This is a genomic window from Paragemmobacter straminiformis, assembly GCF_014243445.1.
Lineage (GTDB): Bacteria > Pseudomonadota > Alphaproteobacteria > Rhodobacterales > Rhodobacteraceae > Paragemmobacter > Paragemmobacter straminiformis.
This window is the reverse complement of the sequence record NZ_JACLQD010000004.1, coordinates 273,585-288,040: the sequence shown is the minus strand read 5'-3', so window position 1 is coordinate 288,040 and position 14,456 is coordinate 273,585. Positions and strand designations below refer to the sequence as shown.

The 14,456-nt window shown below is 64.3% G+C and carries 14 protein-coding genes and 1 pseudogene; 6 read left to right on the top strand and 9 right to left on the bottom strand.

The genetic code is table 11. From position 1 onward, the window contains the following. The 6 genes and pseudogenes from H7F16_RS14755 to H7F16_RS14730 all read right to left on the bottom strand — a co-directional run bounded on the left by H7F16_RS14755 (nt 1) and on the right by H7F16_RS14730 (nt 4,445). Nucleotides 1–753 (bottom strand): NADH:quinone oxidoreductase, encoded by a 753-nt coding sequence (locus tag H7F16_RS14755; RefSeq protein WP_185798385.1) that lies wholly within the window; start codon nt 751–753, stop codon nt 1–3. 68 nt (nt 754–821) lie between these two features. Then, nucleotides 822–1,685: pseudogene (gene nuoE / locus H7F16_RS14750) on the bottom strand (NADH-quinone oxidoreductase subunit NuoE); the annotation flags it as partial. Beyond that, nucleotides 1,685–2,893 carry an NADH-quinone oxidoreductase subunit D gene (locus H7F16_RS14745; protein ID WP_185798383.1) on the bottom strand — a complete coding sequence of 403 codons (1,209 nt, stop codon included), beginning with the start codon at nt 2,891–2,893 and terminating at the stop codon, nt 1,685–1,687. The pseudogene nuoE and the gene H7F16_RS14745, both read right to left, overlap by 1 nt. Before the next feature lie 53 nt (nt 2,894–2,946). Further along, the gene (locus H7F16_RS14740; protein ID WP_185798382.1) at nt 2,947–3,546 is read right to left on the bottom strand and encodes an NADH-quinone oxidoreductase subunit C; all 600 of its coding nucleotides are present in this window, start codon (nt 3,544–3,546) and stop codon (nt 2,947–2,949) included. A gap of 9 nt (nt 3,547–3,555) precedes the next feature. Next, a complete protein-coding gene (locus H7F16_RS14735) occupies nt 3,556–4,089 on the bottom strand; it encodes a NuoB/complex I 20 kDa subunit family protein (protein WP_185798381.1) in 534 nt (177 codons plus the stop codon). Beyond that, complete coding sequence (locus tag H7F16_RS14730; RefSeq protein ID WP_185798380.1) at nt 4,080–4,445, bottom strand: NADH-quinone oxidoreductase subunit A; 366 nt, start codon at nt 4,443–4,445, stop codon at nt 4,080–4,082. The genes H7F16_RS14735 and H7F16_RS14730 overlap by 10 nt, the downstream gene beginning before the upstream one ends. A gap of 275 nt (nt 4,446–4,720) precedes the next feature. Here H7F16_RS14730 and H7F16_RS14725 point away from each other — a divergent pair, with 275 nt between their 5' ends. Then, nucleotides 4,721–5,200, top strand: a complete 480-nt coding sequence (locus H7F16_RS14725) for a CreA family protein (RefSeq protein WP_185798379.1) — start codon at nt 4,721–4,723, stop codon at nt 5,198–5,200. A gap of 22 nt (nt 5,201–5,222) precedes the next feature. Here the strand turns inward: H7F16_RS14725 and H7F16_RS14720 are convergent, their stop codons facing one another. Next, nucleotides 5,223–6,467: a DegT/DnrJ/EryC1/StrS family aminotransferase gene (locus tag H7F16_RS14720; protein ID WP_185798378.1), complete on the bottom strand. Its 1,245-nt coding sequence runs from the start codon at nt 6,465–6,467 to the stop codon at nt 5,223–5,225. Continuing rightward, complete coding sequence (locus H7F16_RS14715; RefSeq protein WP_194308500.1) at nt 6,467–7,135, bottom strand: HAD hydrolase-like protein; 669 nt, start codon at nt 7,133–7,135, stop codon at nt 6,467–6,469. Before H7F16_RS14715 ends, H7F16_RS14720 begins: the two co-directional genes overlap by 1 nt. Nucleotides 7,136–7,221: 86 nt before the next feature. On the opposite strand from H7F16_RS14715, the gene glmU reads away from it, so the two are divergent. From glmU to H7F16_RS14700, 3 genes are read left to right on the top strand one after another with little or no spacing between them, the layout of a single operon-like run. Beyond that, nucleotides 7,222–8,577 (top strand): bifunctional UDP-N-acetylglucosamine diphosphorylase/glucosamine-1-phosphate N-acetyltransferase GlmU, encoded by a 1,356-nt coding sequence (gene glmU / locus H7F16_RS14710; RefSeq protein ID WP_185798376.1) that lies wholly within the window; start codon nt 7,222–7,224, stop codon nt 8,575–8,577. Next, nucleotides 8,577–10,394, top strand: coding sequence for a glutamine--fructose-6-phosphate transaminase (isomerizing) (glmS, locus tag H7F16_RS14705; protein WP_185798375.1), 1,818 nt, complete (start codon nt 8,577–8,579; stop codon nt 10,392–10,394). The genes glmU and glmS overlap by 1 nt, the downstream gene beginning before the upstream one ends. Further along, nucleotides 10,391–11,179 carry a DNA alkylation repair protein gene (locus H7F16_RS14700; RefSeq protein WP_422121125.1) on the top strand — a complete coding sequence of 263 codons (789 nt, stop codon included), beginning with the start codon at nt 10,391–10,393 and terminating at the stop codon, nt 11,177–11,179. The genes glmS and H7F16_RS14700 overlap by 4 nt, the downstream gene beginning before the upstream one ends. Nucleotides 11,180–11,233: 54 nt before the next feature. Here the strand turns inward: H7F16_RS14700 and H7F16_RS14695 are convergent, their stop codons facing one another. Continuing rightward, nucleotides 11,234–11,671: a hypothetical protein gene (locus H7F16_RS14695; RefSeq protein WP_185798374.1), complete on the bottom strand. Its 438-nt coding sequence runs from the start codon at nt 11,669–11,671 to the stop codon at nt 11,234–11,236. Nucleotides 11,672–11,756: 85 nt separating this feature from the next. Between H7F16_RS14695 and moaA the strand changes: the two genes are divergently transcribed. Both moaA and H7F16_RS14685 read left to right on the top strand, forming a co-directional pair. Further along, nucleotides 11,757–12,764, top strand: coding sequence for a GTP 3',8-cyclase MoaA (moaA, locus tag H7F16_RS14690; RefSeq protein ID WP_185798373.1), 1,008 nt, complete (start codon nt 11,757–11,759; stop codon nt 12,762–12,764). 339 nt (nt 12,765–13,103) lie between these two features. Continuing rightward, the gene (locus H7F16_RS14685; RefSeq protein ID WP_185798372.1) at nt 13,104–14,456 is read left to right on the top strand and encodes a cytochrome ubiquinol oxidase subunit I; all 1,353 of its coding nucleotides are present in this window, start codon (nt 13,104–13,106) and stop codon (nt 14,454–14,456) included.

Below are 14,456 nucleotides of genomic sequence, written 5' to 3'. Positions count from 1 at the left end.
TCAGTAGTCGTTCGTCTTGGCGCGGCGCAGGAATTCATCCATCCCGACCTCGCCAATCAGTTTCGCCTGGGCCACCCACTTGTCGCGGGTTACGCGGCCCTTGAACCCTTTCAGGTTCGTATCCATCCACGCCACCTCGGCCTCGCCCCATGCGGCGATCTGGTCGAAGTGGTAAATGCCAAGCTCGTTGGCCAGTTTTTCCAGCGCCGGACCGATGCCCTCGATCTGCTTCAGATCGTCGGCCTTGCCCTTGCGCGGAGCTTTCAGCGCCGCAGGCTTCTTGCCGCCCGCAGGTGCGGCATCCACCTTGGGGGCGGCTTCGGCTTTCTTCGCCGCAGCGGCAGGCTTGGCCGCAGCCTTCGGCGCGGCTTTGGGGGCTGCGGCCTTCGCAGCGGCAGCCTTGGGGGCTGCGTCCGGCGTCACGGCGGCAGCGGGTGCGGCGACAGCGGCAGCGGGTGCGGCCACGGCCTCGGCCACCTTCACGGCGGGGGCAGCGGCAGCCTCGGCCTTCGCCGGTTCAGCCTTTGCCGGTTCGGCGTCATCCGCAACCTCACCCGCGCCCGGCACGGCACCGCCCCAGGGCATGCCCAGCACAAGACCGGCGGCCACCATCACCAGAACCCCGAAAAACCCCGAGGGCGTATAGTCGAAACCGCCGACGACCCTTGCCACGGCAAAGGCCAAAAGACCGGCTGCGACGGCCAGAATCCAGCCGGTCGCGGAAGGTGCATTCAGGTTTTCAACTCGTTTCATGCGACGTCCCTTTAATGGGGGCTTCTGCCCCGTTCACTACCTACTCAAGCCTCGCCTTCCGTCTTTTTCTTCGTCGCGCGCGGCTTCTTCACCGCCGCCTCGGCCGGGGCCTCCGCCTCGGCCTTCTTCACTGTCCGCTTGGGCTTTGCCACGGCATCGGCCTCGGCCACGGCGACCGAAGCGCCCGCCGCCGCCTTGGCACCCGGTTTCGCGGCCGCCTTCGCCTTGCCCAGCCACGGCGTCAGGATCGGCACTTCCGTCCCGTCGATCCGCTTGACCGTATCCCCGATATCCACCGCCAGCTGCGCGCTGGCGTTATGGGCCTTCCGCCCGCTCTCGAAGTCTTTCAGGCTGGTCAGCCCCGAAAGCGGTTCCGCCGCATAGCGCCCGTTCTGCGGGCCGGGCACCGGAACCTCGCCCTTCGAGAAGCGCCCGATCAAGGCGCGCAGCTTCTCGGCGGTCAGGTCCTCGTAATAATCCTTGCCGATCTGGGCCATCGGCGCATTGGCGCAGGCGCCCATGCATTCGACCTCTTCCCAGCTGAACTTGCCATCCGCCGAAATCGTGTGCGGGGTCTTGGCCACAAGCTCCTTGCACACCGCGATCAGCTCTTCCGCGCCGCAGATCATGCAGCTCGTCGTGCCGCAAATCTGGATATGCGCCACCGATCCAACGGGTTGCAACTGGAACATGAAGTAGAACGTCGCCACTTCCAGCGCACGGATATAGGCCATGCCCAGCATATCCGCGACCGTCTCGATCGCCTTGCGGGTCAGCCAGCCCTCTTGCTCCTGCGCGCGCCACAAAAGCGGGATGATGGCCGAAGCCTGACGCCCCTCGGGGTATTTGGAAATCTGCCCCTTGGCCCATTCGAGGTTGGCAGGGGTAAAGGCAAAGCTGTCCGGCTGGACGGGATGAAGGCGGCGAAGCATTAGCGGTCGATCTCCCCGAACACGACATCCATCGTGCCGATGATGGCAGAGACGTCAGCCAGCTGATGCCCCTTGCAGATGTAATCCATGGCCTGCAGATGCAGGAACCCCGGCGCGCGGATCTTGGCGCGGTAGGGCTTGTTGGTCCCGTCGGCCACCAGATAGACGCCGAACTCTCCCTTCGGGGCTTCGACCGCGGCATAGACCTCGCCCGCCGGCACGTGGAACCCTTCGGTGTAAAGCTTGAAGTGGTGGATCAGCGCTTCCATGCTGGTCTTCATCTCGCCCCGCTTCGGCGGCGTGATCTTGCCCCGCGCCAGAACGTCGCCCTTTTCCACCCTCAGCTTGGCAATGGCCTGACGGACGATCTTGGTCGACTCGCGCATCTCGGCCATGCGGCACAGATAGCGGTCATAGCAATCGCCGTTCTTGCCGACCGGGATCATGAAGTCGAATTCGTCATAGCATTCATAGGGCTGGCTGCGGCGCAGGTCCCATGCCAGACCCGACCCGCGCACCATCACGCCCGAGAATCCCCATTTCTGGATATCGTCCTCGGTCACCACGCCGATATCGGCGTTGCGCTGCTTGAAGATGCGGTTTTCCGTCAGAAGCGTGTCGATATCGTCCAGCACCTTCGGGAAATGGTCCGCCCATGCGTCGATATCGTCCAGAAGCGAGGCGGTCAGGTCCTGATGCACGCCACCGGGCCGGAAATAGGCCGCATGCAGCCGCGAGCCGCTGGCCCGCTCGTAAAACACCATCAGCTTCTCGCGCTCTTCAAAGCCCCAAAGCGGCGGGGTCAGCGCGCCCACGTCCATCGCCTGCGTGGTCACGTTCAACAGGTGGTTCAGGATCCGCCCGATTTCCGAATAAAGCACGCGGATCAGGCTGGCGCGGCGCGGCACGGCCGTTCCGGTCAACCGCTCGATCGCCAGACACCAGGCATGCTCCTGGTTCATCGGGGCCACGTAATCCAGCCGGTCGAAATAGGGCAGGTTCTGAAGGTAGGTGCGGCTTTCCATCAGCTTCTCGGTGCCGCGATGCAAAAGGCCGATATGCGGGTCGCAGCGTTCCACGATCTCGCCGTCCAGCTCAAGCACCAGACGCAACACCCCGTGCGCCGCAGGGTGCTGCGGGCCGAAGTTGATGTTGAAATTGCGGATCTTCTGCTCGCCCGTCAGGGCATCGTCGAAGTTGCCGTCCATCGTCTCACCTCACATCAGGCAGAAGGCGCGGGCCAGTGCCGCGCCGACCGTCCTCAGGCCTTTTTCTCGTCACCGGGAAGGATGTATTCGGCACCTTCCCACGGGCTCATGAAATCGAACTGGCGGTATTCCTGCACCAGCTTGACGGGTTCGTAGACGACACGCTTCTGCGCCTCGTCGTAACGCACCTCGGTATAGCCGGTCGTCGGGAAATCCTTGCGCAGCGGAAAGCCGCGAAAGCCATAGTCCGTCAGGATGCGGCGCAGATCGGGATGCCCCGAAAACAGGATGCCGAACATATCGAAGACTTCGCGCTCGAACCAGTTCGCGCTCGGATGCACGTTGATCAGCGACGGCACCATATCCGTCTCGCCCACGGCAAGTTTCACGCGGATGCGGTGGTTCTGGTACATCGACAGGAAGTGGTAGACCACGTCGAAGCGCTGCGCCCGCTCGGGGTGGTCGATGGCCGTGATGTCGACCAGCGACGAAAAGCGGCAGGCGCCGTCCGTCCGCAGGAATTCGACAAAGGCTTCGATATGCGCCGGCGTCACGTCAACGGTCAGCTCGCCAAAGGCGACCGAAAAGCCGATCACGGCTTCCGGCTGCTTTGCGGCGATATGGGCGGCAAGCTCGTTCAGGGCTTCGGACATTGCTTCCCCTCAGCGCGTGATGGTGCCGGTGCGGCGGATTTTCCGCTGCAACTGCAAGATACCGTAAAGCAGCGCCTCGGCCGTGGGCGGGCAGCCCGGAACGTAGATGTCCACCGGAACGATCCGGTCACAACCGCGCACCACCGAATAGCTGTAGTGATAATAGCCACCGCCATTCGCGCAGGAACCCATGCTGATCACGTAGCGCGGCTCGGGCATCTGGTCATAGACCTTGCGCAACGCCGGGGCCATCTTGTTGGTCAGGGTGCCCGCCACGATCATCAGGTCCGACTGGCGCGGACTGGCGCGCGGCGCGACCCCGAAGCGTTCCAGATCATAGCGCGGCATCGAGGTGTGCATCATCTCGACCGCACAGCAGGCCAGACCGAACGTCATCCAGTGCAACGAACCGATCCGCGCCCAGTTGATGATATCCTCGGTCGAGGTAAGGATGAAACCCTTGTCCTGCAACTCGGCATTCAGCGCCTGCGTGGCGACCTCGTGGTCGGCCCCCGCATGGTTGAGGGATGTGCTCACTCCCATTCCAGCGCTCCTTTTTTCCATTCGTAGGCAAAGCCGATCGTCAGAACGGCCAGAAACACCATCATCGACCAGAACCCGACCATCGAAAGATCGCCGAAGGCCACCGCCCAGGGGAACAGGAAGGCCACTTCGAGGTCGAAGATGATGAACAGGATCGAGACGAGATAGAAGCGCACGTCGAACTTCATCCGCGCATCGTCAAAGGCGTTGAACCCGCATTCATAGGCCGAAACCTTTTCGGGGTCCGGATTGCGCACGGCAAGCACGGCCGCCGACAGCATCAGCACAAGGCCGAGGCCGATGGCCAGCGCAAGAAGAATGATTATGGGAAGATACTCACGGAGAAGGGTGTCCACGTGGTGCTCCTAGTGCTGGCGACGGGCGAGGTGCAACCACTGACGGGCCGCTTGTTCTCTTGCGGCCCCGTTTACTCCGCCCCCTTGTCGGGGTCAACCGAAGGGCATGGGAAAAGACGCACCTGCGACGATGGAATCCATGTTTTGTATGCAAAGGTCTACAAAGCCTTAAAAGCCCTGCGCCGATCCGTGCATCGACTGTGCATTCCGCCCCCTTACATGGGCGCTCCGCCGTCCCCATCTTTTCCCTGTCACCGAAAGGACCCGAGTCGCCCATGCAACGCCGCATCGCCCCCCTGCTCTGCACCCTCGCCGCCTTGGCAGCCCCCCTCCCCTCGCTGGCCGAAGAAGTGGGCAAGGTCGGCGTCGACTGGATCGGAAATGATATTGTTATCGAGGCTTTGGCCGATCCCAAGGTCGCGGGCGTCACCTGCCACATCGCCTATTTCGACCGCTCCACCCTTGACCGTCTGGTGCAGGGCAACTGGTTCGAAGACCCCTCGAACAGCTCCATCGCCTGCCGCCAGACCGGCCCGATCACCGTGGGCGACATCGACCGCAGCCCGCAAGGTGAAGAAATCTTTACCGAAGGCCGCTCGCTCTTCTTCAAGTCCCTCGCCGTGACCCGCATCTATGACGCGACCAGCAACAGCCTGATATATCTCGCACATGCGCGGGAATTGACCGAAGGCTCGGCCAAGATGTCGATCTCGACGGTGCCGCTGTGGCAAAGCGGTGCTACGGCAGGCCCCTGATTTTCAAGGGAAAACGGGGGCTTCAGTCCCCGAGGGCCAGCGTCGCGGCCCCCTCTTCCCCCGATTGCAGCACCATTTGGACCTCGGCCCGGATGATCCGCGCGATCAGCGCCGCATCCTCGGGCGCAAAGGTCAGCGGCAGGCGCATATCTATCAATCCCGCCAAGACCTTATCGGTCTGCGGCAAAGGCACGGGGTCGGCATAGCGCCAATGCTCGTAGCGCGAGGTAAAGGCCACAGGCTCGGGCGCGCCGAACCATTTCAACTCCACCCCCCGCGCCGCACAGCGCCCGATCAACGCCCTGATCCGCCCCTCGGGCCAGTCGGGCAACAGGAACTGGAAACTCGAGGCGACATAGACCTCCTGTTCGGGCCGCGCCACAAGCCGCAAGCCGCCCGTATCGGCAAGCCCCGCCTCCATCGTCCGGTACAAAACGCCCCAGCGTTCGCGCCGGTCCTCCAGCAAGGCAAGCTGCGGCCGCAGGATCGCCGCGCGCAAATTGTCCATCCGCCCGGACACGTTTGGCACATCGAGGCGAATGTTTTCAAACACTTCCACAGGCGGCGCGGCCCGATGCCGGCCGTAAAGCATATAGGACCCCGACAGCAGCACGGCCCGCGCCATCACCTCTGCGTCGTCCGAAACCAGAAACCCGCCCTCGCCGGAATTGATGTGCTTGTAGGTCTGCATCGAATAGCACCCCACCCGCCCGTGCCGCCCCGAAGGAACCCCGTTCCAGCTTGCCCCCATCGTATGGGCGCAATCCTCGATCACCGTCACACCCAGCCGGTCGCACAGCGCCATCAGCGCATCCATGTCGCACAGATGCCCGCGCATATGCGACAGCATCAAGACCCGCGCCCCGCTGTCTGTAGCCACCCGCTCCAGATGCGCCAAGTCGATGGTAAGCTCTTGCGTCACCTCGACAAAAACGGGCCTTGCCCCCACCGCCGCGATGGAACCGGGAACAGGGGCCAGCGTAAAGGCGTTGGTCAGCACCGCATCGCCCGCCGCCACGCCCACCGCCCGCAGCGCGCAGCCCAGCGCATAGCCGCCGGACGCGACGGCAAGGCAATACTTCGCCCCCACCAGCGCCGCGAATTCCTCTTCCAGCAGCGCGGTTTCGGCAATCTCTCCGGGAGCCGTGTTGTAGCGGTGCAAGCGCCCGTGCCGCAGCACGGCAATGGCCGCTTCGATCCCGGCCTCGGGGATCGGCTCTTGCTGGGTGAAACTTCCGGTGAAACGTTCGGCGGTTCCGTGATCCATCAGCCAAGCATCCTTTCGGCAAGTTCCGGCAAGGCATCGAAATGATGCAACAGGGCTTCGGGTTCAAGCCGCGCGATATCATGCCCCTCGGGCCCGAATGTCACCAGCGCCACGGGCACGCCCGCCGCCAGCCCCGTCTTGCGGTCGGTTTCCGTATCGCCCACCAGCATCGACCGCGCCACCTCGCCCCCTGCACGCCGCACGCTTTCGACATAGGGCGCGGGGTCAGGCTTGCGCGTGGCAAGCGTATCGGCCCCGATCAGCGCGCCGAAAAGGTCCCGCACCCCCAGCCGCCGCAGCAGCGTTTCGGCCAGCCCCTCGGGCTTGTTGGTGCAAACAGAAAGGAGAAAGCCCCGAGACAACAATGCTTCAAGCGCCGCGACCGCCCCGGGGTAAAGCCGCGTGTGGGTGTCGATCCCTTCGGCATAGGCCGCCAGCAACACCGGATAGTGCGCATCCACCGCCGCCTCGTCCACGCCCCCCAGCCGCGAAAAGCCAAGCCGCAGCATGGCCCGCCCGCCGTGGAATGCCGTCAGCGCATCGGCCTGCGTCAGCACATCGCCGTGGCCCATCGCGCGAAAACAGGCATTGGCAGCAGCCAGAAGATCGGCCGACGTATCGGCCAAAGTGCCGTCAAGATCGAAGACCACCGTTCGTTTCGCTTGCAACACCCCGAAACCTCGTGTGAAAGGCCGCCCCTTGCGGACCTGCCCTTTGGGCGTAAAACGGGCGCAACAAGAAGGAAAGGGGCAGCATGCAGGTCTCGCTGATCATTCTCGCCGCAGGGCAAGGCACGCGGATGAATTCCGATCTGCCCAAAGTGCTGCACCGCCTTGGCGCGGCCCCGCTTTTGCACCATGCGATGGCCGCAGGCCGCGCGCTCGATCCGGAACGGACCGTCGTCGTCACGGGCCACGGCGCCCTGGCCGTGGACAAGGCGGCACTTGCCTATGACGACCGCACCCTGACCGCGCGGCAAGAGGAGCAACTCGGCACAGCCCATGCCGTGCTGCAAGCCGAAGCCGCGATGCAGGGCGCATCCGGCGATGCCATCGTGCTTTACGGCGACACCCCCTTCATCCGCGCCGAAACGCTCGAGGCGATGCTCGAAGCCCGCGCGCGCCATGCCGTGGTCGTCCTTGGCTTCACCGCCGCCGATCCGGGCCGGTACGGCCGCTTGGTCGCCCGCGGAGACACGCTTGACCGCATCGTCGAATACAAGGACGCGACCGATCAGGAACGCGCCATAACTCTTTGCAATTCCGGCGTGATCTGCGCCGATGCCGAAACGCTTTTCCGCCTTTGCCACAAGGTCACGAACGACAATGCGGCCGGAGAATATTACCTGACCGACATCGTGGCGCTGGCCCGCGCCGAGGGGCTTTCGGCGGGCCTAGTTCTTTGCGACGAGGCTGAAACCCTTGGCATCAACACCCGTGCCGAACTTGCGCAGGCGGAAGCCCTGTTCCAGCAACGCGCCCGCAGCGAGGCCTTGGAGAACGGCGTCACCCTGACCGCGCCCGATACCGTTTTCTTCGCGCTCGACACCACGATCGGCCGCGATGCGGTCATCGGCCCGAATGTCGTCTTCGGCCCCGGCGTCACCATCGAATCCGAGGCCGAGGTAAAGGCCTTCTGCCACCTCGAAGGCTGCCATATCAGCCGCGGTTCGGACGTCGGCCCCTTCGCCCGCCTGCGCCCCGGCGCGGAACTGGCCGAACATGTCCATGTCGGCAATTTCGTGGAAATCAAGAACGCGATCCTCGACGAAGGCGTCAAGGTCGGCCACCTCTCCTATATCGGTGACGCCGATGTGGGCGAATTCACCAACATCGGTGCCGGAACCGTCACCTGCAACTACGACGGCGTGATGAAGCACCGCACCCGCATCGGCAAGAACGCCTTCATCGGATCGGACACGATGCTCGTCGCCCCCGTCAGCGTGGGCAACGGTGCGTTGACCGCTTCGGGGTCGGTCATCACCGAGGACGTCCCCGCCGAAGCCATCGCCATCGGCCGCGCAAAGCAGGTGAACAAAGAGGGGCTTGCCACCAAATTGTTCGAAAAGCTCAAATCCATCAAGGCAAGCAAAGCCAAAGGTCAGTCATAATGTGTGGAATTGTTGGTGTTCTTGGCAATCATGAAGCCGCCCCCTTGCTGGTCGAGGCGTTGAAACGGCTTGAATACCGCGGCTATGACTCGGCAGGGATCGCCACGGTCAACGGCGGAAAGCTTGACCGCCGCCGGGCTGTGGGCAAGCTGGTCAACCTGTCCGACCTGCTGGTGCACCAACCGCTCGCGGGCAAATCCGGCATCGGCCACACGCGTTGGGCCACGCATGGCGCAGCGACCGTCACCAACGCCCACCCGCACAAGGCCGGCCCCGTCGCGGTCGTCCATAACGGCATCATCGAGAACTTCCGCGCCCTTCGTGCCGAACTGGCCGAGGCGGGCTATGCGCAGGAATCCCAGACCGACACCGAAACCGTTGCCCTGCTCGCGCAGCGTTTCATGGACGAGGGGCTGAGCCCCATCCACGCCGCCCGCGACACCATCGCGCGGCTTGAAGGGGCCTTTGCCCTCTGCTTCCTCTTTGCAGGAGAGGATGATCTGATGATCGCCGCCCGCAAGGGCAGCCCGCTGGCCATCGGCCACGGCACGGGCGAGATGTTCGTTGGGTCGGACGCCATCGCCCTTGCCCCCATGACCGACCGCATCACCTATCTCGAAGAAGGGGACTGGGCCGTCCTCACCCGCAAGGGGGCCGAGATCTTCGACAGCCTCGACCGCCGCGCCAACCGCGCGGAAACCCGCATCCAGATAGAGGCGACGCGGGTCGAAAAGGCCGGATACAAGCATTTCATGGCGAAAGAGATCGCCGAACAGCCCGTGGTGATCGCCGACGCGCTGAAACATTACACCACGGCCGAAGGCACCTTGCGCCTGCCCGAAGGCGTCGATTTCACGGGCGTCGACCGGATCACGATGGTCGCCTGCGGCACCGCCTCATACGCCTGCCATGTCGCGAAATACTGGTTCGAACAGATCGCGGGCCTGCCTGCCGAGATCGACGTCGCCTCGGAATTCCGCTACCGCGAGCCGCCGCTGTCGCCGGCCTCGTGGGCACTTTTCGTCAGCCAGTCGGGCGAGACCGCCGATACGCTTGCCGCCCTGCGCTATGCCAATGGCAAGGTGGCGCGGGTGGTTTCGGTGGTGAACGTGCCCACCTCGTCGATCGCGCGGGAAAGCGACCTTGCCCTGCCGATTTTGGCGGGCGTGGAAATCGGCGTGGCCTCGACCAAGGCTTTCACCTGCCAGTTGACGGTGCTGGCGCTTCTGGCCCTGAAGGCGGCGCATGACCGCGGCAGGATCGACGACGTCGCGCTTGCCGCGCATCTTGACGCCTTGCGCAACCTGCCGGGTCTGATGAACCACGCGCTGTCACTTTCGACCCCCATCGCCGCCATCGCCGACGATCTTGCCAAGGCGCAGGACATCCTTTTCCTCGGGCGCGGGGCGATGTATCCGCTTGCCCTTGAAGGCGCCCTGAAGCTCAAGGAAATCAGCTACATCCATGCCGAAGGTTACGCATCGGGCGAGCTGAAGCACGGGCCCATCGCGCTGATCGACGCCGCCGTTCCCGTGATCGTCATGGCGCCGCGCGACGGGCTGTTCGACAAGACCGTGTCGAACATGCAGGAAGTCATGGCCCGCCACGGCAAGGTGCTGCTGATCTCGGACGCGCATGGCGTGGCCGAGGCCGGGGCCGGTGCGTGGAAGACGCTGACCCTGCCCGACATGCCGCCGGTCTTTGCCCCGATCCTTTACGCCATCCCCGCCCAGCTTCTGGCCTATCATACCGCCATCGCGAAAGGCACAGACGTGGACCAACCCCGCAACCTTGCAAAATCGGTGACCGTGGAATGACCGGAACTTTCGTCGACGAACCGATGGACGAACCGGAAGAGGCCGGAACAGAAACCGCGCCCGCAGCCGATGCAGGGATAGAGGCAGAGCCTGTCGTCGCCCTGTCGCCCGAGGCGCAAGCCGCTTTGGACCAGTTGTCCGCCCTTGCCGATCCCGCCAAGGCGGCCGAGGCTGCGGCCTATCACAAGGTGAAGCGCCGCTATCTGGGCGTCGCCGTTCCGCAGGTCGAAGAGCTGGTCGCCGAATGGCGCGCCGCGCTTTCACTCGACGACCGCATCGCCCTTGCGGCGGGCCTCTGGCAGTCGAATGTCCACGAGGCGATGGTCGCGGCCGCCAAACTTCTGGCGCAGGCCCGCATGCGCCCCGACGGGGCCGCATGGCAGCTTGTCTGCGACTGGGCGCAAGGATTCGACGGCTGGGCCGTGGCGGACCATGCGACCATTGCGGGGCAAAAGCGCCTTGTCGCCGATCCGTCGCGCATCGAAACGGTCGCCGGCTGGACGCAAAGCCCCAACATGTGGACCCGCCGCGCGGCGCTTGTCATCACCCTGCCCTATGCCAAGATGAATTTCCCCAAAGATGCCGATCTCGCGATCCGCGAAACCGCGCTCTCATGGGCAGAAAGCTACATCACGGACCGCGACTGGTTCATCCAGAAGGCCATCGCATGGTGGATACGCGATCTGTCAAAGCACGACGCACAGCGCGCGCGCGCCTTCCTCGATGCGCATGGTGCCGGCCTCAAATCCTTTGCCCGCAAGGAAGCCGCCCGCTTCCTCGGCTGATCGGGCGCGTCTGCCGTGCCAGATTCCGCATGGCATTGGCAGGGCTGGGCCGTGTCAGCCGGAATAGACCGTCACCAGCGGCAAGCCTGTCAACGGCAGGCCCAGCGCGCGGAATGCGGGCAGCGACAGTTGCGCCGCCCCGCTTCCCGGCAGCAGATCGACCGCGATCGAGGCGCCCTCGTCTGTCACGACCCGCCCCTTGGCGGGTGCGGTGACCAGCGAGGAGCGCAGCCAGAATCCCTGCTCGGCCGGCGATCCGAGCGAGACCGTGACCGTTCCCAAGGCCGTCCCGCCCGCTGCGCCCGCCGAAAGCGCCGCCGTCTTTTCGGCCTCCGTCGTGCCGTCCAGCGCCTCGGCACTTTGCGCCACCGCCGCACCGGGGAAGCCTGCCACCGAGGCGGGCGCCGCCTCGGCAGGACGGCCGCGCACACGGTCGATCACGGCGCAGGACGCGAGCAGAAGCGCAAGGGAAAGGATCAAAACCTGTTTCATAGCCCGACGATAGTCTGACGCCCGCGACCGCGCAACCGACGCTTCCGTGCTTGCGCGACCTTGCGCGACTTCCTAACTATCATGCATGGACCGCGCACCGCTCATCGACCCATTCGCCCGCCCGATTTCCTATCTGCGGGTCTCGGTCACCGACCGATGCGATTTCCGCTGCGTCTATTGCATGTCGGAAAACATGACCTTCCTGCCCAAGGCCGATTTGCTGACGCTGGAAGAGCTTGACCGCCTTTGCACGGCATTCGTCCATCTCGGTGTCGAAAAACTGCGCATCACGGGCGGCGAACCGCTTGTGCGCAAGGGAATCATGACCTTTTTCCGCGCCATGTCGCGGCATCTTGAAAGCGGCGCGCTGCGCGAACTCACGCTGACGACCAACGGCTCGCAGCTGCGCAAATATGCCGCCGAGCTGGCCGAATGCGGAATCCGCCGCATCAACGTGTCGCTTGATACGCTCGACACGCAGAAATTCGCCGACATCACCCGCTGGGGCCGCCTGGGCCAGGTGCTCGACGGGATCGAAGCCGCAAGGGAAGCGGGCCTGCGCGTCAAGATCAACGCCGTCGCACTCAAGGGATTCAACGAGGACGAGCTTTTCCCCCTGCTCGACTGGTGCGCGCGCGAAGGCCATGACCTGACCTTCATCGAAGTGATGCCGATGGGCGATCTGGGCAACGAAGACCGGCTTGACCAGTATTGGCCCCTGTCGGACCTGCGCGCCCGCCTTGCCGAACGCTTCACGCTGACCGAACTTGCCGAACGCAGCGGTGGCCCCGCGCGCTATGTGCGGATCAACGAGACGGGGCAGAAAATCGGCTTCATCACCCCGCTGACCCATAATTTCTGCGAATCCTGCAACCGCGTGCGGCTGACCTGCACCGGAGAGCTTTACATGTGCCTCGGTCAGGAGGACATGGCCGACCTCCGCGCGCCCCTGCGTGCAACTCCCGATGACGCGCTTTTGGAACAGTCGATCCGCGCCGCCATCGCCCGCAAGCCCAAGGGCCACGACTTCGACTATTCCCGCCAGTCCGTCGCGGGCCAGATGACACGGCACATGAGCCATACCGGCGGCTGAGACACCCCCGATTTTTCTGCGAAAAATCAAGCACAACGCCACAGGCCCCTTCAGCCCCGGCCAAAGGAAGGGGGGCCGTCTGCCCCCCGCGGCGCGGCATGCCGCGCCCCCCCCGAGGATATTTGGACGAATATGAAAGGGGGCAAAGGCACGCCCTATCCCTTCATCCTTGCCCAAATACTCACCTGCAACGCTGCCACCGGCGCGACGCCCCGAGGCTTGCGGGATTTTTCGCAGAAAAATCGCGGGTCATGCCGGACCTGAGGCGGGCTGCCGCAGGCTCTTACAACCGGAGCGGCGCGGACTACATGCAGCGAAACCATTCGGGAAAGGTGCATCGTGGATACCCTTTTGCTCTCGCGCATACAGTTCGGTGCGAACATCTCCTTTCATATCCTCTTTCCCACCATCACCATCGCTTTGGGCTGGGTGCTGCTGTTCTTCAAGCTGAGGTTCCAGATCACTGGTGACCGCAAGTGGATGGACCTCTATCTCTTCTGGGTGAAGGTCTTTGCGCTGTCCTTCGCGCTCGGGGTGGTCTCGGGCATCACCATGTCTTTCCAGTTCGGCACCAACTGGCCCGGTTTCATGGAGACCGTTGGCAATATCGCGGGCCCGCTTCTTGCCTACGAGGTGCTGACCGCCTTCTTCCTCGAAGCGGTTTTCCTCGGGATCATGCTGTTCGGTGCCGCGCGGGTTCCGCCTTGGGTCCATACGCTTGCCACCTTCCTTGTGGCTTTCGGCACGACGATGAGCGCCTTCTGGATCATCGTGCTGAATTCGTGGATGCACACGCCTGCGGGCTATGAGCTGCGCGACGGGGTGGTGCATGCGACCGACTGGTTCGCCATCGTCTTCAACCCCTCGATGCCCTACCGGCTGGCGCATATGCTGCTTGCCAGCGCGCTGACCGTGGCCTTCCTGATCGCGGGGCTTTCGGCCTATCGTGCCTTGCGCGGGATGCGCGACCCCGCCACCGCCACGGGCCTGCGTTTCGGCCTGATCCTTGGCGCGCTTCTCATGCCCCTCCAGATCATCGCGGGAGACATGCACGGGCTGAACACGCTGGAGCACCAGCCGCAAAAGGTCGCCGCGATGGAGGCGAACTGGGAGACGCAAGGCAACGTCCCCCTCGTCCTCTTCGCCCTGCCGGACGGCGAGGCGCGCGAGAACCGTTATGAAATCGCCATCCCGTCCATGGCCTCGATCATCCTAAAACACGATCCCGAAGGGGTGGTGCTGGGCCTGAACGACTTTGTCGCCGCAGATGGCAGCGCCCTGCATCCGCCCGTGGCCCCGGTCTTCTGGTCCTTCCGTGTGATGGTCGGCACCGGCATGGCGATGCTTGCCACCGCATGGCTTGGCGTGGCGCTCCTGTGGCGGCGCGGGGCGGACCACCTGCCGCGCCCCTATCTATATGCCCTCACCGGCATGACCTTCGCGGGATGGCTCGCCACCCTCGCCGGTTGGTACACGACCGAGATCGGCCGCCAGCCCTGGCTGGTGCAGGGCGTGCTGACCACCGAGGCCGCAGTTGGCAATGTGGCAAGCGGCATGGTGCTGTCGTCGCTTCTTGCCTATCTCGCGGTCTATGTCCTGCTGCTTGCCGCCTATATCGGCGCGCTCTTCCATCTGGCGCGGAAGGGCGTGGTGCTGCCAGCCCCCGCCCCCGCCCTGCAACCGGCGGAGTAA